The 19,187-nt window shown below is 61.2% G+C and carries 16 protein-coding genes; 4 read left to right on the top strand and 12 right to left on the bottom strand.

From position 1 onward, the window contains the following. Positions 1-10 precede the first annotated feature (10 nt). Positions 11-2,026 carry an excinuclease ABC subunit UvrB gene (gene uvrB, locus GDV60_RS18370; RefSeq protein ID WP_029294101.1) on the bottom strand — a complete coding sequence of 672 codons (2,016 nt, stop codon included), beginning with the start codon at positions 2,024-2,026 and terminating at the stop codon, positions 11-13. A 343-nt stretch (positions 2,027-2,369) separates the two neighbouring features. On the opposite strand from uvrB, the gene GDV60_RS18375 reads away from it, so the two are divergent. Both GDV60_RS18375 and GDV60_RS18380 read left to right on the top strand, forming a co-directional pair. Further along, positions 2,370-3,566, top strand: coding sequence for an amino acid aminotransferase (locus GDV60_RS18375; RefSeq protein WP_029294100.1), 1,197 nt, complete (start codon positions 2,370-2,372; stop codon positions 3,564-3,566). Between the two features lie 242 nt (positions 3,567-3,808). Beyond that, on the top strand, positions 3,809-4,018 hold the full coding sequence (locus GDV60_RS18380) for a hypothetical protein (protein ID WP_029294097.1): 210 nt from the start codon (positions 3,809-3,811) through the stop codon (positions 4,016-4,018). 1,959 nt (positions 4,019-5,977) lie between these two features. Here GDV60_RS18380 and GDV60_RS18385 read toward each other — a convergent pair. After that, positions 5,978-6,892: a LysR family transcriptional regulator gene (locus GDV60_RS18385; RefSeq protein WP_159908343.1), complete on the bottom strand. Its 915-nt coding sequence runs from the start codon at positions 6,890-6,892 to the stop codon at positions 5,978-5,980. A 104-nt stretch (positions 6,893-6,996) separates the two neighbouring features. Between GDV60_RS18385 and GDV60_RS18390 the strand changes: the two genes are divergently transcribed. Both GDV60_RS18390 and GDV60_RS18395 read left to right on the top strand, forming a co-directional pair. Next, positions 6,997-8,388 (top strand): aldehyde dehydrogenase family protein, encoded by a 1,392-nt coding sequence (locus GDV60_RS18390; protein ID WP_159908345.1) that lies wholly within the window; start codon positions 6,997-6,999, stop codon positions 8,386-8,388. A gap of 82 nt (positions 8,389-8,470) precedes the next feature. After that, positions 8,471-9,334 (top strand): sensor domain-containing diguanylate cyclase, encoded by an 864-nt coding sequence (locus GDV60_RS18395; RefSeq protein ID WP_159908347.1) that lies wholly within the window; start codon positions 8,471-8,473, stop codon positions 9,332-9,334. A 46-nt stretch (positions 9,335-9,380) separates the two neighbouring features. On the opposite strand, the gene GDV60_RS18400 is transcribed toward GDV60_RS18395, so the two are convergent. From GDV60_RS18400 to GDV60_RS18445, 10 genes are all read right to left on the bottom strand, one after another. Then, on the bottom strand, positions 9,381-10,328 hold the full coding sequence (locus GDV60_RS18400; RefSeq protein ID WP_159908349.1) for an alpha/beta hydrolase fold domain-containing protein: 948 nt from the start codon (positions 10,326-10,328) through the stop codon (positions 9,381-9,383). Beyond that, on the bottom strand, positions 10,328-10,768 hold the full coding sequence (locus GDV60_RS18405; RefSeq protein WP_029294087.1) for a TspO/MBR family protein: 441 nt from the start codon (positions 10,766-10,768) through the stop codon (positions 10,328-10,330). The genes GDV60_RS18400 and GDV60_RS18405 overlap by 1 nt, the downstream gene beginning before the upstream one ends. A gap of 262 nt (positions 10,769-11,030) precedes the next feature. After that, positions 11,031-11,264 carry a hypothetical protein gene (locus GDV60_RS18410; protein WP_029294085.1) on the bottom strand — a complete coding sequence of 78 codons (234 nt, stop codon included), beginning with the start codon at positions 11,262-11,264 and terminating at the stop codon, positions 11,031-11,033. 247 nt (positions 11,265-11,511) lie between these two features. Further along, entirely contained in the window at positions 11,512-11,865 is a 354-nt protein-coding gene (locus GDV60_RS18415; protein ID WP_092231450.1) for a CPCC family cysteine-rich protein, read from the bottom strand. 223 nt (positions 11,866-12,088) lie between these two features. Beyond that, positions 12,089-13,294 (bottom strand): EAL domain-containing protein, encoded by a 1,206-nt coding sequence (locus GDV60_RS18420; RefSeq protein ID WP_032866732.1) that lies wholly within the window; start codon positions 13,292-13,294, stop codon positions 12,089-12,091. A 64-nt stretch (positions 13,295-13,358) separates the two neighbouring features. Beyond that, entirely contained in the window at positions 13,359-14,045 is a 687-nt protein-coding gene (locus GDV60_RS18425; protein WP_159908351.1) for a cysteine hydrolase family protein, read from the bottom strand. Positions 14,046-14,055: 10 nt separating this feature from the next. Beyond that, positions 14,056-15,162 (bottom strand): fimbrial protein, encoded by a 1,107-nt coding sequence (locus GDV60_RS18430; RefSeq protein ID WP_159908353.1) that lies wholly within the window; start codon positions 15,160-15,162, stop codon positions 14,056-14,058. Further along, a complete protein-coding gene (locus GDV60_RS18435) occupies positions 15,159-17,657 on the bottom strand; it encodes a fimbria/pilus outer membrane usher protein (RefSeq protein ID WP_159908355.1) in 2,499 nt (832 codons plus the stop codon). Before GDV60_RS18435 ends, GDV60_RS18430 begins: the two co-directional genes overlap by 4 nt. 63 nt (positions 17,658-17,720) lie before the next feature. Beyond that, positions 17,721-18,449 (bottom strand): molecular chaperone, encoded by a 729-nt coding sequence (locus GDV60_RS18440; protein WP_029294073.1) that lies wholly within the window; start codon positions 18,447-18,449, stop codon positions 17,721-17,723. Positions 18,450-18,524: 75 nt separating this feature from the next. Continuing rightward, positions 18,525-19,073, bottom strand: coding sequence for a fimbrial protein (locus GDV60_RS18445; protein WP_029294072.1), 549 nt, complete (start codon positions 19,071-19,073; stop codon positions 18,525-18,527). Positions 19,074-19,187: the final 114 nt, after the last annotated feature.

Below are 19,187 nucleotides of genomic sequence, written 5' to 3' on the forward strand. Positions count from 1 at the left end.
TCAGCGCAAATCAGACCGCCAGCAACCGCTCACGCAACTTGCCAATCTCGTCACGCATCTGCGCTGCCGCTTCAAACTCCAAGTCCCGCGCCAGCTGGTACATTTTCTCTTCCAACTGGCGGATCCGCTTGGTGATTTCACTCGGCGAACGCAGTTCGTTTTCGTACTTGGCGCTTTCTTCGGCAGCCTTGGCCATGCCTTTGCGCTTCTTGCTGCGCGAACCGGGCACGGTGGCGCCTTCCATGATGTCGGCCACGTCCTTGAACACACCTTTAGGGGTGATGCCATTGGCCAGGTTGAAGGCAATCTGCTTTTCGCGACGGCGCTCGGTCTCACCAATGGCGCGCTCCATGGAGCCGGTGATGCGGTCGGCATACAGGATGGCGCGGCCATTGAGGTTACGCGCGGCACGGCCGATGGTCTGGATCAGCGAGCGCTCGGAGCGCAGGAAACCTTCCTTGTCGGCATCGAGAATCGCCACCAGCGACACCTCGGGCATGTCCAGGCCTTCACGCAGCAGGTTGATCCCCACCAGCACATCGAAGGTACCCAGACGCAGGTCGCGGATGATCTCTACACGTTCCACGGTATCGATGTCCGAGTGCAGGTAACGCACACGCACACCGTGGTCGGCCAGGTAATCGGTAAGGTCTTCGGACATGCGCTTGGTCAGCGTGGTGACCAGCACCCGTTCTTCCAGGGCCACGCGCTTGGTGATTTCCGACAGCAGGTCGTCGACCTGGGTCAGGGCCGGGCGGATTTCGATTTGCGGGTCGACCAGGCCGGTGGGGCGCACCAGTTGCTCGATCACCCGCCCAGCATGCTCGGCCTCGTAGTTGCCCGGCGTGGCAGAAACAAAGATGGTCTGCGGGCTGATGCTTTCCCATTCGTCAAAGCGCATCGGCCGGTTATCCAGTGCCGAAGGCAGGCGGAAGCCGTACTCCACCAGGGTTTCCTTGCGCGAGCGGTCGCCTTTATACATGGCGCCGACTTGCGGCACGCTGACGTGGGATTCGTCGATCACCAGCAACGCATCTGCCGGTAGGTAGTCGTAGAGGGTCGGCGGCGGCGCGCCGGACTCACGACCCGACAGGTAGCGCGAGTAGTTTTCGATGCCGTTGCAGTAACCCAGCTCCAGGATCATCTCCAGGTCAAAACGCGTGCGCTGCTCCAACCGCTGGGCTTCCACCAGTTTATTGTTGGCGCGCAGGTATTCGAGGCGCTCGGCAAGCTCGGCCTTGATCCCTTCCATGGCATCCAAAAGGGTTTCACGCGGAGTCACGTAGTGGCTTTTTGGATAGAAGGTGAAGCGCGGCAGTTTGCGGATCACTTCGCCGGTCAACGGGTCGAAGGCCGACAGGCTCTCGACTTCATCATCGAACAACTCGATACGGATCGCTTCCAGGTCCGATTCGGCCGGGTAGATATCGATCACATCACCCCGCACCCGGAAGGTCGCGCGGGCGAAGTCCATGTCGTTGCGGGTGTACTGCAAATCCGCCAGGCGCCGCAGCAAGGCACGCTGGTCGAGTTTGTCGCCGCGATCGACGTGCAGCACCATCTTCAGATAGGTTTCCGGGCTGCCCAGGCCGTAGATGCACGACACCGTGGTGACGATGATCGCATCCTTGCGCTCCAGCAGGGCCTTGGTCGCCGACAGTCGCATCTGCTCGATATGGTCGTTGATCGACGCATCCTTCTCGATAAAGGTATCGGAAGACGGCACATAGGCTTCGGGCTGGTAGTAGTCGTAATAGGAAACGAAATACTCCACCGCGTTGTTCGGGAAGAACGCCTTGAACTCACCGTACAGCTGCGCGGCCAGGGTCTTGTTCGGCGCCAGCACCAGGGTCGGGCGGTTGATCTGTGCAATCACGTTGGCGATGCTGAAGGTCTTGCCCGAACCGGTCACCCCGAGCAGCGTCTGGTGCGCCAGGCCGGCCTCGATGCCTTCGACCATCAGGCGAATAGCTTCGGGCTGGTCGCCAGCAGGTTCAAAGCGGGTGACTAGTTGGAAATCCGACATAACGTACCTCTTGAAGTCACCCCAGACTGTAAACCCGTCGGGGACGACAAAGACCACAGCCCGCAAAACTTCAGAGCAGGCAGTAGGAAAAAACCATGATAGCTGTAGAAGTGGAGGCGAATGTGACGGGTTTCAAGGCAACCGCCCTACATGCCTGAGGCCATCAATGTTGCAATAAGACTAACGGTCGATAAATAAACCGAAAAACTTGGCCGAAAAGCCGTTTCGGCTGTCGCCGCGAGCGGTGTTGGCCTCTATACTAGCTCCCCGTTTGTGCACCGCTCTAGTGCATTCGGCTGGAGCGCGACACGTCCCTCCATTCCCCCATAGAGCTGCCGCAAAAATGAGCCTGTTCTCCGCTGTCGAAATGGCACCACGCGATCCTATCCTGGGCCTCAACGAAGCATTCAACGCCGATACCCGTACTACCAAGGTCAACCTTGGCGTAGGCGTTTACTGCAACGAGGAGGGGAAGATTCCACTCCTGCGTGCCGTTGCCGAAGCGGAAGCCATTCGCGTGGCGCAACACGCCGCCCGTGGCTACTTGCCGATCGATGGCATTGCCGCCTACGACCTGGCCGTGCAAAAGCTGCTGTTCGGCGAGCAATCACCGCTGTTGAGCGCTGGCCGTGTGATCACCGCCCAAGCCGTTGGCGGTACCGGCGCACTGAAAATCGGCGCCGACTTCCTCAAGCAACTGCTGCCCAACGCCGTCGTCGCCATCAGCGACCCAAGCTGGGAAAACCACCAGGCGCTGTTTGAAAAAGCCGGCTTCCCGGTGCAGACCTACCGCTACTACGACGCTGCTACCCACGACGTAAACCGTGCCGGCCTGCTGGAAGACCTCAACGCCCTGCCCGCCCAGTCCATCGTCGTGCTGCACGCCTGCTGCCACAACCCGACCGGCGTCGACCTGAGCCCGGCCGACTGGAAAGACGTACTGGAAGTGGTCAAGGCCAAGAACCTGGTGCCATTCCTCGACATGGCCTACCAGGGCTTTGGCGACGGTATCGACGAAGACGCCGCGGCGGTGCGCTTGTTCGCCGAGTCCGGCCTGACCTTCTTTGTGTCCAGCTCGTTCTCCAAATCGTTCTCGCTGTACGGCGAGCGCGTGGGTGCACTGTCTATCGTCAGCGAATCAAAAGAAGAAAGCGCGCGCATCCTGTCCCAGGTCAAGCGCGTGATCCGCACCAACTACTCCAACCCGCCGACCCACGGCGCGGCGATCGTGGCGGCGGTGCTCAACAACCCGCAACTGCGCGCCCAGTGGGAAGCCGAACTGGCCGAAATGCGCCTGCGCATCCGTGGCATGCGCGAGCAGATGGTCAGCGAACTGGCCAAGGCTGCTCCGGGCCACGACTTCAGCTTCGTCGGTCGCCAGCGCGGGATGTTCTCCTACTCGGGCCTGACCGTAGAGCAAGTCACCCGCCTGCGCAGCGAATTCGGCATCTACGCCCTCGACACCGGCCGCATCTGCGTGGCCGCGTTGAACCAGGCGAACATCGATGCCGTGACCAAGGCGATTGTGCAGGTGCTGTAAGCCTGATCGCGAGGTACAAAGGGGAAGCCAGCGGCTTCCCCTTTTTTGTGCCTTGCCGCTGTAGGAGCGAGCTTGTCTCCGGGCGGCGTTCCGACGAAAAACCTCAACGATAACGCGAGCCCGTTGAAGGAGCCGACGCCCTCGGATCCTTCGCGAGCAAGCTCGCTCCTACAAAAAGCTCAGCGCTGGCAAGGCAAGCCACTTAGACTGAAGCACGACTGCCCTTTGCGATGAGACTTTCTATGAGAAACGACGACCTGGACCTGCGTGCCGACCGCGACGAACTGGACCACTTCACCCCGCGCACGCCTCAAGCCAAGCGGCAAAAAAGCCTGGTCCTGCAAGTAGCCCTGGGCGTCTTCCTCGGCGGCCTGGCCTTGTGGCTCGTGCAATTGGGCGCCACAGCGCTGATGGCCAAATTGGCGATGGGCACCCTGCAGTTCGGTGGCTGACCCCCCCCTGTGGCGAGCGGGCTTGCCCCGCGCTGGGCTGCGCAGCAGCCCCACTACTTAATTCAGGCAAAAACACCCCGCTAGGGATTTAGGGCCGCTTCGCAGCCCAACGCGGGGCAAGCCCGCTCGCCACATGAGGCACCGAGTATTCATCCTCCAACGGCCACACGCCTTTGTCTGGCGCAGTTGGGCGCCACGCCACTGATGGCGAAATTGACGATTCGCTAGCTGACAAAAACCCACCGTGGCGAGCGGGCTTGCCCCGCGTTGGGCTGCGCAGCAGCCCCACTACTTATTCAGGCAAAAACACCGCGCTAGGGGTTTAGGGCCGCTTCGCAGCCCAACGCGGGACAAGCCCGCTCGCCACATGAGGCACCGAGTATTCATCCTCCAACGGCCACACGCCTTTGTCTGGCGCAGTTGGGCGCCACGCCACTGATGGCGAAATTGACGATTCGCTAGCTGACAAAAACCCACCGTGGCGAGCGGGCTTGCCCCGCGTTGGGCTGCGCAGCAGCCCCACTACTTAATTCAGGCAAAAACACCGCGCTAGGGGTTTAGGGCCGCTTCGCAGCCCAGCGCGGGGCAAGCCCGCTCGCCACATGAGGCACCGAGTATTCATCCTCCAACGGCCACACGCCTTTGTCTGGCGCAGTTGGGCGCCACGCCACTGATGGCGAAATTGACGATTCGCTAGCTGACAAAAACCCACCGTGGCGAGCGGGCTTGCCCCGCGCGCTGGGCTGCGCAGCAGCCCCACTACTTATTCAGGCAAAAACACCGCGCTAGGGGTTTAGGGCTGCTTCGCAGCCCAGCGCGGGGCAAGCCCGCTCGCCACATGAGGCACCGAGTATTCATCCTCCAACGGCCACACGCCTTTGTCTGGCGCAGTTGGGCGCCACGCCACTGATGGCGAAATTGACGATTCGCTAGCTGACAAAAACCCACCGTGGCGAGCGGGCTTGCCCCGCGTTGGGCTGCGCAGCAGCCCCACTACTTATTCAGGCAAAAACACAGTGCTAGGGGTTTAGGGCCGCTTCGCAGCCCAACGCGGGGCAAGCCCGCTCGCCACATGAGGCACCGAGTATTCATCCTCCAACGGCCACACGCCTTTGTCTGGCGCAGTTGGGCGCCACGCCACTGATGGCGAAATTGACGATTCGCTAGCTGACAAAAACCCACCGTGGCGAGCGGGCTTGCCCCGCGTTGGGCTGCGCAGCAGCCCCACTACTTAATTCAGGCAAAAACACCGCGCTAGGGGTTTAGGGCCGCTTCGCAGCCCAACGCGGGACAAGCCCGCTCGCCACATGAGGCACCGAGTATTCATCCTCCAACGGCCACACGCCTTTGTCTGGCGCAGTTGGGCGCCACGCCACTGATGGCGAAATTGACGATTCGCTAGCTGACAAAAACCCACCGTGGCGAGCGGGCTTGCCCCGCGCTGGGCTGCGCAGCAGCCCCACTACTTATTCAGGCAAAAACACCGCGCTAGGGGTTTAGGGCCGCTTCGCAGCCCAGCGCGGGGCAAGCCCGCTCGCCACATGAGGCACCGAGTATTCATCCTCCAACGGCCACACACGCCTTTGTCTGACGCAGTTGGGCGCCACGCCACTGATGGCGAAATTGACGATTCGCTAGCTGACAAAACCCACCGTGGCGAGCGGGCTTGCCCCGCGTTGGGCTGCGCAGCAGCCCCACTACTTATTCAGGCAAAAACACCGCGCTAGGGGTTTAGGGCCCGCTTCGCAGCCCAACGCGGGACAAGCCCGCTCGCCACATGAGGCACCGAGTATTCATCCTCCAACGGCCACACGCCTTTGTCTGGCGCAGTTGGGCGCCACGCCACTGATGGCGAAATTGACGATTCGCTAGCTGACAAAAACCCACCGTGGCGAGCGGGCTTGCCCCGCGTTGGGCTGCGCAGCAGCCCCACTACTTAATTCAGGCAAAAACACCGCGCTAGGGGTTTAGGGCCGCTTCGCAGCCCAACGCGGGACAAGCCCGCTCGCCACAATGGGTCCGCTCTTGGAGCAGTTGCACAAAACTGTCCAGGCTCTGTGACACCGTGCCCCGACGCCAGATCAACCAAGTGTTCAGCAGGCGGAACTCGTCCGCCAACGGCCACACGCTCACCGTGGTAAACCCCGGCATGCTCTCCAGCATGCTGCGTGGCATCAGCGCCAAACCCGCGCCGGCGCTGACGCAGGCGAGCATGCCGTGGTACGACTCCATCTCGAAAATCTTCCCCGGCACCGCGCCATCCTGGGAAAACCAGCGCTCAAAGTGGTGCCGATATGAGCAGTTGGAACGGAAGGTGTAGATGCTCTCCCCGTTCACATCCTGCCCACGGGTGATCGGCCCATGATGCAACGGCGCAATCACCACCATCTCCTCTTCAAACACCGCCACTCCCTCCAGGGTCGGATGCAGCACCGGGCCATCGACAAACGCGGCCGCCAGTCGGCCCGATAGCACGCCGTCGATCATCGTCCCCGAGGGCCCGGTGCTCAGGTCCAGTTCGACCTTGGCGTGTTTCTGGTTATAGGCTGCAAGCAACGCCGGGATACGCACGGCGGCGGTGCTCTCCAGCGAACCCAGGGCAAATGGCCCCTGGGGCTCCTCACCCGCCACAGTGGCGCGGGCCTCTTGCACCAGGTCGAGAATGCGCCGCGCGTAGCCCAAAAAATTCCAGCCGGCAGGCGACAGGCGCAGTCGACTTTTCTCACGGATAAACAGCTCGACTCCCAGGTCCTGCTCCAGTTGCTTGATGCGCGTGGTCAGGTTCGACGGCACACGGTGAATCAACTGCGCGGCGGCACTGATGCTGCCTTGCTCGGCTACGGCCTTGAAAATCTCCAGTTGCACCAGATCCAATTCATTCTCCAATCGTGAACGTATTGCTTAATATTATTCAGTTCCCGGAAAAGATACAGCCCCGTACGCTGGGCACCTTCCCCAATGTTGCGCAGGACGGTGCCATGAACGCTATTTCTCACCAGACCCATGCCTTGTCGATCAACCCCGCCAATGGCCAAACCGTGGGCAGTTACCCGTACGAGTCCGCCGCGCAACTGGACGCCGCCCTCACCCGCGCCAGCACCGCCTTTGCCAATGGTCGCAACACGCCCGTGGCGCAACGCGCCCAATTGCTGCTGGCCCTGGCCGGCGCCCTGCGCGAGCAAGCCGAGCAGATGGCGCAAATGATCACCCTGGAAATGGGCAAGCCCATCGCCCAGGCCCGTGGCGAAATCGAGAAATGCGCCTTGCTGGCCGAGTGGTACGCCGCCCATGGCCCCGCCATGCTTGCGCCGGAGCCGACGCTGGTGGACAACGGCAGCGCCCAGATTGAGTACCGCCCACTGGGCCCGATCCTCGCCGTGATGCCGTGGAACTTCCCGGTCTGGCAGGTACTGCGCGGCGCGGTGCCGACCATGCTCAGCGGCAATACCTACGTGCTCAAGCATGCGCCCAACGTGATGGGCAGCGCCTACCTGATGAAACAAGCCTTCCATAAAGCCGGTTTTGCCGAGGGGTTGTTCGAAGTGATCAACGTCACCCCGGACGGCGTATCCAAGGCCATCGCCGACCCACGCATCGCCGCCGTAACCCTTACCGGCAGCGTGCGCGCCGGTATCGCCATTGGTTCCCAGGCCGGCGCCGCGTTGAAAAAGTGTGTGTTGGAACTGGGCGGCTCCGACCCGTTCATCGTCCTCGACGACGCCGACCTCGACGCCGCCGTGCAAGCCGCGGTGATCGGCCGCTTCCAGAACTCCGGCCAGGTCTGCGCCGCCGCCAAGCGCCTGATCATCGAGCAAGGCGTGGTCGAAGCCTTCACCGCCAAGTTCCTCGAAGCTAGCCGCCAACTGGTGATGGGCGACCCGACATCGAGCGACACCTACATCGGCCCCATGGCCCGTTTCGACCTGCGTGACGAACTGCACGACCAGGTCCAGGCCACCCTGGAAGAAGGCGCCACCCTGTTGCTCGGCGGCCATCCCGTCGAAGGAACGGGTAACTACTACGCCCCCACCGTACTGGCCAATGTCACCGACCAAATGACCTCGTTCAAACAGGAACTGTTTGGCCCCGTCGCCTCGATCATCACTGCCCGCGACGCCGACCACGCGGTCGCCCTGGCCAACGACAGCGAGTTCGGCCTGACCGCGAGCATCTTCAGCAAGGATCCGGCCAAAGCGCAGAAAATCGCCAACCAGCTGGAAACCGGCGGCATCTTTATCAACGCGTACAGCGTGTCCGATCCTCGAGTGGCGTTTGGCGGGGTGAAAAAGAGTGGGTTTGGCCGCGAACTGTCACATTTTGGCGTGCGGGAATTCTGCAATGCGCAGACGGTTTGGGTAGATCGGCGGTAGGCCGATCGTCAAGATTCCTCATTGTCAGCTTGCGGGTTCAGGATATGATCAGGCCGGTATTTGAACCGGATTGCACTGACCTATGCCCGTGGACCTGCAAGCGCTCTATCCCAAACTGATCCATCTGATGCTGGATACGGTTTTCGTGGTCGACAGGGACAGCCAGATTGCATTTGTCAGTGACGCCTGCGAGGCGCTGCTCGGCTACCGTGCCGACGAGCTGACCGGGACTGTGATCACCGACTATATGCACCCTGAAGACCTGGCGGCCACCCGAGCCTCGATTATCCGGGTGATGAACGGCCAGCCCCATGTCGACTTCCGCAACCGCTATATCCGCAAGGATGGCGGCATCGTCCATATTCTGTGGGCAGCATTCTGGTCCGAGGACGTCGGCGCGCGAATCGGCGTGGCACGGGATATAACGGCCCTCACCCAGGCCGAGGAGGAACTGCGCTTCCTCGCCCATCACGACCCGCTGACCGCCCTGACCAACCGCTCGCTGTTCAATGATCGGCTGGACTCGGCCTTGCGCAATGCACGCCGACAGAACAGCACCCTGGCCTTGCTGTTCCTGGATATCAATGACTTCAAGGGCATCAACGATGTACACGGGCACGCCGCGGGCGACCGCGTGCTGTGCACCATTGCGCGGCGCCTGGAAAGCTGCGTGCGTGAGACCGACACGGTGGCGCGAATGGGTGGCGATGAGTTCACCGTACTGTTGACCGACCTTCATTCAGAAGACGCCGTGGCCGAGAAGGTGCAGCAGATTCTCGCCATCATGGCCGCCCCCCTTGGCCCTGAATTCGGCCCGGTGAAGATGCCATCCTGCAGTATCGGCGTGGCGCGCTACCCGGCTGATGGGGAAGATGCCGACACCCTGCTCAGCTATGCCGATGGCGATATGTACCGGGTGAAAAAACTCCACCGCGCAGCAGGCTGAAGCCAAACCGGCCCGCCCTGCCAGGTCTCAGGACCGGCGTACATGCTTAACGATCCGACGCCTGGATCCTGGCGGTTATCCACGCACGACCATGCACAAGCACGCGCTCGGCCAAGGCCACCGGAAAATGAATAAAGCCATGTGCCGACTCCGGCAAGAGATACGCCTGCACCTGCGCGGCCGCCCCCCAGCGCTCGGCGATGTCCAGGGTGTCATCCTTGAGCGGGTCCAACTCGCCGACAAACATCAACGCAGCCGGCAAGCCGGTAAAGTCGCCATACAGCGGCGACAACGGCGGCTGCCGACGCGCCTCATCGCTCAAGCCCGGGGTCAGCAGGCGCAGTGCGTCGACCATCCCCGGACCATCGAGTAACAGCGTCTGCGGCCCGGCTGCGTGTACGCTCGGCGTGCCGGCCAAATCGTAGACGCCGTAATACAACAGCGCCCCGCTGACCCGCGCGAGCAGTTGCGGCCACTGCTTCAACGCCAGCAACGTCGCCGCGGCCAAGTGAGCACCGGCCGATTCGCCCACAACAATCACCGGCAGGCCGGCAAACTCGTGCTCAGTGAGCAACCAGCGCGCGGCGCTCAGGCAGTCGTCCATCAGCCCTTCAATCGGCGTGTCCACGGCGAGCCGATAATCCACCGAAACCACCGCCACCTCGCACGCCCGCAGCATGCCCAGGTTCAACTCATCATCCATCTGCGCATTGCCAATTACCCAGCCGCCGCCGTGGATATCCAGGACCACGCCTTTGATTCTGCCGCTGGGCCGCAGAATGCGCACGGGCACTTGAACGCCATCCACACCCACCAACCGAGCCTCAGCCGCGGGCCCCTTCTTGATGTGTTGACTGACGCGCAATAACGCCTGGATTAATCGAGGGGTGACCCGATTGCGGATTTTAAAGCGCGGCAGCCAGGCAAGCTTTTTATTGAAGCGGCGCATTTGTGCCAGTTCAGGCGCACTGGCGGGCCAAGGCTCGTAGGCCATCAACGGTTACTGCGCAGGATCGAGAAATTCAACGCCGCGGCCACACACAGCCACGCCAGGTACGGGAACAGGATCAATCCAGTGATCAGGTCCAGGCGCACCGCCAACACCACCATGGTTGCCACGGTGAGCCAAAGCAGGGTGATAACCACCATCGCGGCGAAGATCCGATGCGCGCCGAAAAACACCGGGGTCCACAGCGTGTTCAATGCAATCTGCGCCGCCCACAAGGCCAGTACCGTTTGACTGCCAGGGATCAGGCTCAAGCGATAGCCGGCCCAGGCCAGCAGCAGGTAGATCAGTGTCCAGGCCACCGGGAACAACCAGTTGGGCGGGGTAAAACGCGGCTTGACCAGGGATTCATACCAGGCACCAGGCTTGAACATGATGCCGGTGCTGGCGGCGGTGGCGCAGGCGAGCAGGAAGATAAAGAAGGTCATTGGCGGTCCCTATGTAGATGGCGCTCGCAAGTGATGCCGAGCCTTTACCAATGACTCAAACCCGCCACCAAAAATTCAATGAACTGTAGAAACTCGTCCACCGTGCGCTCCCGGTTCCCGCTCGTAGGAGCTGACTTGCCAGCGATAACGCAGGACATCAGGTGTTCTGCGTCGCTCTCCGGTTTTTCGCTGGCAAGCCAGCTCCTACAAAAAGCGTCTGCCCACACAGGCGAGTGCGGGGGCTACGCATGCCCTGTAGTGGCTAGCCCTTCAGTTCGCTGGCCCGATGACTCGCGGCGTCGTCATATGCCACATACAACGACTCGGCGATCTGGCTCTTGATGGCTTTGCTGGCCTCCAGCCCCAACACAAAGCCTTCGGCCTTGCCGCCAGCGCGGTTAAGGTCGTCGAGGGTGCTGGCGCCGGTAATCGCGTCCAACAACTTGCTAGCGTGCGGGCCTACGCCCTTGGGCAGGCTGATCTGGTCGATGCTCATTGCGCCGCCTTCGATGAGGTTGAGGATGGGCTGTTACGGGTAAACGAGGTCATTGGCGATACCTTGAGGGCTTGGGGCCGATAGCGCGTTTGGCCACTGTCGGGGTGGCATGGTAGACCGGTATGGGGATGAGGGGGCAGCTTTTGGCCGTTTTCAGTCGGTTGTCACCGGCAGAAATCGGCCAAAAGCAGCCGTTTGGAATAGACTGCTTCCGATCAATTTGGACTTAGTACGCCAATTTGCGCTGCTAGGTCCGCAGCCAATAGTAGAGGTCGTACTTCGACTTCATGTGTTGAGGATGCTGGTTGTCGGAGTCGGGATCTGGAATGGCGACTCGGCGAGTCCAGAGTGGGAACCACTCACCATCCCGCATATCGCTATCGCTAACCATTCGCACATTCTTCAACATGCTTCGCTCGCAGGCACCGAACTGGACGAAATTGACCTGCGCCTCGATCAAGCTACATCTATTCGGTCCACCCACCTGGTGAGGGTAATAGAGTTGGAACACGTCATCCTCCCAGAAGCAAATTGGGCAAATGTCGTATGACCCTGGGTGTTGCTCGAAGACTGCATATCCGCAGCATGGGCAGGTAAACATCAGTTTTCACTTATGGGTGGCAGTCTATTCTTGGTCGATTTTAGCCAAATGCTGAACGGTGGCAATGGGTCGGTGGCTGCCCTTCATGACAGGCCGCAACCAGCCAAAAGCAGACATTCGCATGTGGTCCGCTCCTGGGCTGAGACAACGGCATGACGCTTCAACGAAAACAGGATGGTTCAGTGCGCGGATTTTAGTTCGTACATAGTGGCCGGAGGGAAGATCATAATTGTCCATCAACTCTCGATGCGGCCGGTAGCCATCGCAGCAGATCCACATCATTCATGGGCCGGGCGAACAGGTAGCCCTGTCCTTGAGTGCATCCCATCGCGAGCAACGTCTCGCGCTGTTCCTCAGTCTCGATGCCCTCCACTACCACGGACATCCCCAGGGTCTCCCCCAATGCCAGGGTGCTGCTGACGATTGCCCGACAGCGCGGTTCGTGTAGCAAGGTGCGTATAAACTCACCGTCGAGTTTGATCTCGTTGAACGGCAGCTGGCACAAGCGCTGCAACGACGAGAAGCCGGCGCCGAAGTCGTCGATGGACAATTTGCAGCCCATCATGCGCAGGCGTACCAGGGTTTCCAGGCTGGTGGCCGGGGCTTCCAGCAAGCCGCTTTCGGTGAGTTCGAAGGTCAGGCTGGCGGGCACTGCTTCGTGCAGGGACAGAATGCCTTTGATCACCGCGGTCAGGTTGCTGTTGGTCAGTTGGCTGGTGTGCAGGTTGAACGACAGGTCGAGCTTCAGGCCGGTGTTTTTTGCCAGTCGCTGCAGGCTCAGGGCTTGGTTCATCTGCATGAACAGCAGCGTATCGAGCAAGCCGCAGCGTTCCAGCACGGGCATGAACACCGCCGGTGACAGGATGCCGCGCAACGGGTGCACCCAGCGGGTCAGCACCTCCACGCCGCAGACGTCATCGGTATTCATGTCGACCTTGGGCTGGTACCAGGCTTGCAATTGCTGTTCGTTGAGGGCCCAACGCACTTCTTCATCGCTGGCCAGGCGTACCGGCGCAGCGTCGGGCGGCGCGACACCAGGGCCACTGGAGCGCTTTTTTAGCAAGTTCTCCAGGGTGTGCGCCTGCAACGGCTTTCCGACATCCCCGAGCATTTCCAGGCCCAGCAACGAAACAATCTGCTGCACCGTGCGGCGTACATCGGCCGACAGGGAGCTGCTGATAATCACTGAGCCGACCAGTCCGGAACTTCCCACCTGCTGAAGAAACTCCAGGCCATCCATGCCTTCCATGCACAAGTCGCACAGGGCAATGTCCACTGCGCCCACTTGATCCAACACAGCCAGGGCGTGTAAGCCGTCCACTGCCTCGAAGACCTCGCGGCAACCCAACTGGCGCAACATGCTCACGGCGACCGCACGTTGAAAAGGATGATCCTCGAGAACCAGCACGCGTATGGGAAAACTCGTCATTGAAGTCGGCTCATCTGAAAGGAATAAGGTCGCCCGGGTGTGACGCCGGGCGGGTTGCAGCGACTTAGCGCACGGGCAGCTTGATGATCTGCTCGGTGGTCATCACGTCGCCGAAGGTGTCTTCGACTTCGGCCAGTGCCGATTGATGCAAGGCGTCCTTGTCGACGCTCTGGCCATTGAGGCGGGTGATCGCACGGGTGGCGGACGCATCGGACGCCACGATTACGTTGAAGCCCAGTGGCGCTGCATCACGGGCTGCACCGGCGACACAGGCGTGGGTCATCAGACCGCTGATGATCAGCGTATTGATCCCGGCCTTGCTCAGCTGTGCGGCCAGGTCAGTGCTGGCGAACACGCTGACGGTGTTCTTTTGCACGACGTGATCCTGAGGACGCGGCTGCATATCCTTGTGGAATTTCACGGTCTCGCCATCAATGGCAAATACCGCAGCGCCAGCCGGCGACACGTGTTGCACGTGGTAGACCGGAATCTTGTGGTTATCGGCATACTTGATCAGCTCAAGGGCTTTCGCCAGTGCGCTGGCGCCGTCCGGGATCGGCATGCGCCCAGTGAAGTATTCGTTCTGGAAGTCGATCACGATCAGCGCGGTCTTGGCGGCCGGCAATTGTGTGATTTGCTCGGCACCGGACATGGCGCGGATGGTCGGGTGATCGTTGGCGATTGCTGCACCGCTGGCAACCACGGTGGACAGTACGCATGCAGCCATGAAGCGACGGGTAAAACGTTGCATGGGGTCGTTCCTATTTGTAGGTAATGGTGAAATTGGCAGTGGCGTTGGCGATGCCAGGCTGCGGCCCGGTGGAGTCGCCTGCGGTCTGGATGTAGCGCGCACCAAACTGCAAAGTGGTATTGCCGTCCTGGACCGGCATGATCGGTACGTCGACGCCCAGTGGCAGCGGGGTTCCATCCTGCTTCAGCACTTGCACGGCGACGCCTGTAGCGGTGGCTTCGCTGTTCAGGCCCAGCACACCTTGGCTGGCGTCGACAATCGTCGAGCCCTTGGCGCCGTCCAGACGGATGTTCGCGTTGTTGCCGCGGAAATAGTTCCAGGTAGGATTCCCGGCATAGGTCCCGGCCACGCAGTTGTTGAGCGCGATGTTGAACCCTTCGGTGGGCGTGACGGTGCCCGGGCCGTTGAAGACGCGCTTCTCCCAGTTTTTCATGGGCACGTCGATGATATTGCCCACGGCTGCGGGCATGCTGCAGCCGGCAACGGTCACTGTTCCGGTCAGGCGACCATCAATCCAGTTGAACTGGGTGCCGTTGTTGTTGATATCGACGGTGTACACCTGCAAGTTGCCGAAATCGTTGATTCCCGCCGGGATAGGTCCGGTTTTGATCAGGATCAGGCTATTGTTGGTGTTCGCGCTAAACCCACCGGTATTGCAGCCGTTGAATGCGAGCGGAAAGTACCAGCTACCGGAGGTCAAACACAGATAGCTGGGGCGTGTCTCGTTGACGACCCCTACCCCGATGCCAGGAACGTTAGTCGCATAGAGCTGGCTGCCTTGAGCCGAGCCAATGGCTGCGGTGACCGTAGGTGCCTTGGCAGTCAGCATGGTGGACTGGATTGAAAACGGGGTAGTAGTTGTACAGTTGATGATAGGAAACCGGGTGTACTTGACCAAGCCAATGGTCGATCCCACCGGGGCGTCCTGAGGGATGAACAGGTCGCCCACCGCATGAATGCTCTGGGTCGCATCGGTGGAAGTACAGTCAGCTGCAGCCATCTGCGAAATAGCCACTGGCAGCACTGCCAGCGCACTCAGCATCAAGCGTTTCTTCCAGACATGACGAGTGGGCAAAACCAAGGCTGGGGCCGAGGACGCAACACTAAAAGTTTTCATGGACGAGATTCTCTGCAAATAGCATCCATCAGCCGGTAACCGTCGGTGGCTGGCGTGCTGTTGATATCCAAATTGATTTCACATTGCTGGGCAGCCTTGCCGCCCCACTTCATCGTGTAGGTCGTGCCCTTGCTGGCCGACAGCAGCACTTGCCCGGCCTGGCCGACCACGCCGACGCTGGCGCCCTGGTCGTCCTGCACGGTGGTGCCGAAAGGTAAAAGCGAGCCGTCCTGCAGCCGTACGTTGAGCAGTATTTTTTCCGAACGGCTGGCGGCGAATACCGCCTTGACCACCGCACCGCGACGCGGCACCACGTTGGTCACGCCTTCGGCGATATCGACGTTGGTTTCCAGCTCGCTGGTGTCCACGGCCACGCGGTTCTTGCGATACGGCGTGACGTACGGCACCAGGGCGTAACCCTTGTCGTTGGTCAGGGCGCCCGGGGCATTCAGCAGGCCGACCTTCGGCGTGTCCTTGACCTCCACCAGCGCCACGGTCTCGCCCAGGGTCTGGCCGAACTCGACGCCGTCGGCATGGGCCAGCACCGAGCCCGCCGCGCTGACCGACGTCTGCCGGTAGCCCGAGCCGACGCTCACACCAGCGCCCAACTGGGCAAACGGTGCGCGGTAGCCGAGCAGCGCCGAACCGTTGTTGCCGGTGTTTTCCACGCGGTTGGCGTTGACGTTGTAGTTCAGGTTGCCATCGCGGCCGCTGAGGCCGGCCCGTTGATCCAGGCTGCCGTCGTTGTTGCGGGTAACGCTGAACGTGCCGGTACTGCGGGTTTGTCCCAGGGGCATGGACACGGTAAACACCACCTGGTTGTTCTCGCCGAAGTTGTCAGTGAGGGTCTTGCTGGCGTACACACCATAAGTCACGCCCTTGTACTGGGTGTTGAAACCCAGCTGCATCTGCTTGTCTTCCCGGGAGGAGCCCCAGTAGTTCTGCTTGCTCAGGTTCAAGTACAGCGAGCCGTAGTTGTCCAGGGCCTGGTTGACGCTGGCCTCGACCTTGCTGCGCTTGGAGAACTGGCTGTAGTCGTTGGGTTGCTGCAAATCCACGGCTTCGCTGAAGTCGCGATAGCCTTCGGTGGAATAGCGGTAACCGGCGAAGCGCACCGAGGTACCGCTTTCAAATGCCTTGCCGTAGCGCAGGCCGATGCTCTGGCCTTTTTTGCTTTCGCCTTTGGTTGTGACGGCCTTGGGCACGTCAGTCTGGGCCTGTGTGACGTCGATCGACACGGCGCCGATGCTGCCCAGGCTCTTGCCCACGCCCACCACACCGGCACGGTAAAAATCTGCCCCCAAAAAGCCACCGTACAGCGTCAGGTCGAACGGCAAGCCATAGGCCAGCGACGCCTGGGTAAACATCGGCCGCTCGCCACCGTTGGCCGAGTTGTACTCGCCCACCGTCGCACTGTAGCGCCAGGTATTTTCCCGCAGCATGTTGGCCAGGGTCGCGTATGGCTGGGTGAAGCGGCGTTCGCGGCCATCGGCTTCGGTGATGATCACTTCCAGGTCGCCGCTGCCCGAGGCGGCGTTGAGGTCGTTGATCTCAAAGGCACCCGGCGCCACGTAGGTGGTGTACAGCGAGTAGCCGTTCTGGCGTACTTCCACCTTGGCCTGGGTTTCGGCGATGCCGCGGATCACTGGGGCGTAGCCCTGCATCGAGTCTGGCAACATGCCCATGTCCGACGCCAGTTGCACGCCGCGAAACGGCACGCTGTCGAACACGTCACCGGGTGTGAAGCTCTCGCCCATCGTCAGCGTGGCCTTCAGTGGCGTGATGTCCCTCTGCGCATAGGTATTGCTGCGCTGCCACTTGCGGCCACCTTCATCGTCCTGGCGAAACGATGAGCTGGAGCGAAAACGCCAGTCGCCGAGGTTAAAACCACCCGTTGCATACAGGTTGTATTGGTTGCCGGTGCCGCGGGCGTCGCTGTTGGTTTGCGCGGCGGAAAACTGGTAGTTGAGCATCGCGGCATTGATGCCACGGTCCCATTGCGAGGGCGCCACGTAGCCGGCCGCATCCCGGGTCAGGGCGATCTGCGGCACGCTGATATCCAGGGCCAGATAGTTGGCGTTGAAGGTCACCGAGGCGCCTTCGATCAGCGCCGTCAGGTCGATGCACGCGGGCAGCGTTTCGCCGGGCACTTTAAATGCATCCAGCTTCACACCCAGCTCCCTGAGAAAGGCTTCGGACAGGCATACACGCACATCGCTGCCCTGCTCATCCTTGATGAAGGTCATGTCACGGCGGTCGAAAAAGCTCTGGTTCAAGCGAATCAGTACCGGGTAAGTCCCGGGGCCAATGCTGCCGCTGTTCGCCACCGCATCCAGGTCGAGGTTGGGACCGGCACCGGTGCCGCCAAACGAATGCATGAAGCTGGCATCGAACTTGGCGGGCTCACCGGCCAGGGCCAGCTCACCGGCACAGGCGGCCGCCACGGCGACCCACAAGGGCAAACGACTAAAGCTGAAGGAGTTATCGATTCGCATGGCAATACCCGGCCGCCGCGCCACAGCCGTGGCACGCGCAAACATCTACAGAAAGAAAAGGAATCAGCGGTTCAGTGGCACGGTCTGCGGCTCGCTGTAGCCGCCGTAATCGTTGATGGCCGAGAACACCACCTCACCCGTGGTGCCTTTGAAACCCGGCAGCGGATAACGCTGGCTGCTCATCGGCGCGACCATCGTCGGCTCGTTGACCTCGACGCTCTGCCCTGCGGACTTTGCGGTCACACCAATAAACGAGATGTGGAACGGCGACGGATTGCTGACCACCAGCACTGCCTTACCCTGTTCCTGCGTAAGGCTCCAGGTCAGTTTCGACGGTGCTTGCATCGCATTGCCCTTGAGTCCGGCTGGGCGATAGAACAATTTGACGCGGGTGCGCATGGCGATCTTCAGCGTATTGGCATTGCCTTCGCTGGCGACCGGAATTTCCTGGGCGTTGAAATAGAACACCGATTCACGGTCGGTCGGCAGGTTGCCGGCGACTTTCTGGATACGCACCATTTGCTCTTTGCGCGGGTCCAGGCGGAACAGCGGTGGCGTGGACACAAAGGGCGTGGCGGTGGTCATGTCATCGGCTTCGGTGTTGACCCAGGTCTGCACCATGTACGGCTGCGCCGTGGTGTTGCTGACGGTGATCGCTGCGTCACGCTTGTTGCCGTCAAACACGATCCGCGTGCCGCCGAGCATCACGCCGGCCTGGCTGGCCGTGCTGAGCAGTGCCGCACTGAGCAACAGTGCCAAGGCCGATGCTTTCTTGAAGGGGGAAACGTTCATTTCGATCATCCTCTTGCCGTGAGCGAGGGGATGGCCGCTGCGCGCATCAACGCTGCAGCGGCGCATCAACAGGGCTTACTGGTACTCGACGGTGAACGCAGCCTTGGCGTTGGCCGGGCCGGAAGTCGCAGTGCCGGTGGCGATGTAGTTGGCGGTGAAGCGCAACGGTTGGGTCAGGTCCAGGTACGGAGCCGATTCCAGGCCCAGTTGCACGTCCTTGTCGGTGGCGTCCTTGATCTGTACCGCAACGTTGGTGGCGTGACCGGCGTCCGGGCTGATGCCGATCCACTGGCCGCTGGCACCGGCAGTGCCGCTCAGGGACAGGAACTTGACCACGGCGCTCTTGCCGGTAACGCTGCAACCAGGAGCAGTGGTGTCGATGGTCAGGGTGAACGCGCCGCCACCGGCAATAGCACCGACGGTCGCCAGGGAGGTGGCAGGCACATCGCCCAGGCCCACATCGCCGGCACCGGCCGAACCGTTCAGGTCAGTCACGACCACTGGGCAGGTGTTGTCGGTCACGCTGCCGACGAAGTTGATTTCACCGTCAGCGGCCATGGCAGCTTGGGAAGCAGCAGCGAGGACGACAGCGGCAAACAGACCTTTGAGCGCAAACTTGTTCATAACGTAATCCAGATATTGAGGAAAGTCTGAAGCCCGGTTGGGCTTCAATCAGGTTGCAGGGCCCGGTCCGCTTGGTCGGTAGGGCCGTTCAACGAGGCTCAGTATCGGTGTTGG

This window comes from Pseudomonas sp. DTU12.1, assembly GCF_009873475.1.
Classification (GTDB): Bacteria; Pseudomonadota; Gammaproteobacteria; order Pseudomonadales; family Pseudomonadaceae; genus Aquipseudomonas; species Aquipseudomonas proteolytica.

Bases quoted from the DNA above. Each gene is read 5' to 3' on its own strand.
- uvrB (WP_029294101.1), bottom strand. From the start codon at position 2,026: ATGTCGGATTTCCAACTAGTCACCCGCTTTGAACCTGCTGGCGACCAG.
- GDV60_RS18375 (WP_029294100.1), top strand. From the start codon at position 2,370: ATGAGCCTGTTCTCCGCTGTCGAAATGGCACCACGCGATCCTATCCTG.
- GDV60_RS18380 (WP_029294097.1), top strand. From the start codon at position 3,809: ATGAGAAACGACGACCTGGACCTGCGTGCCGACCGCGACGAACTGGAC.
- GDV60_RS18390 (WP_159908345.1), top strand. From the start codon at position 6,997: ATGAACGCTATTTCTCACCAGACCCATGCCTTGTCGATCAACCCCGCC.
- GDV60_RS18395 (WP_159908347.1), top strand. From the start codon at position 8,471: ATGCCCGTGGACCTGCAAGCGCTCTATCCCAAACTGATCCATCTGATG.
- GDV60_RS18400 (WP_159908349.1), bottom strand. From the start codon at position 10,328: ATGGCCTACGAGCCTTGGCCCGCCAGTGCGCCTGAACTGGCACAAATG.
- GDV60_RS18405 (WP_029294087.1), bottom strand. From the start codon at position 10,768: ATGACCTTCTTTATCTTCCTGCTCGCCTGCGCCACCGCCGCCAGCACC.
- GDV60_RS18410 (WP_029294085.1), bottom strand. From the start codon at position 11,264: ATGAGCATCGACCAGATCAGCCTGCCCAAGGGCGTAGGCCCGCACGCT.
- GDV60_RS18415 (WP_092231450.1), bottom strand. From the start codon at position 11,865: ATGTTTACCTGCCCATGCTGCGGATATGCAGTCTTCGAGCAACACCCA.
- GDV60_RS18420 (WP_032866732.1), bottom strand. From the start codon at position 13,294: ATGACGAGTTTTCCCATACGCGTGCTGGTTCTCGAGGATCATCCTTTT.
- GDV60_RS18425 (WP_159908351.1), bottom strand. From the start codon at position 14,045: ATGCAACGTTTTACCCGTCGCTTCATGGCTGCATGCGTACTGTCCACC.
- GDV60_RS18430 (WP_159908353.1), bottom strand. From the start codon at position 15,162: ATGAAAACTTTTAGTGTTGCGTCCTCGGCCCCAGCCTTGGTTTTGCCC.
- GDV60_RS18435 (WP_159908355.1), bottom strand. From the start codon at position 17,657: ATGCGAATCGATAACTCCTTCAGCTTTAGTCGTTTGCCCTTGTGGGTC.
- GDV60_RS18440 (WP_029294073.1), bottom strand. From the start codon at position 18,449: ATGAACGTTTCCCCCTTCAAGAAAGCATCGGCCTTGGCACTGTTGCTC.
- GDV60_RS18445 (WP_029294072.1), bottom strand. From the start codon at position 19,073: ATGAACAAGTTTGCGCTCAAAGGTCTGTTTGCCGCTGTCGTCCTCGCT.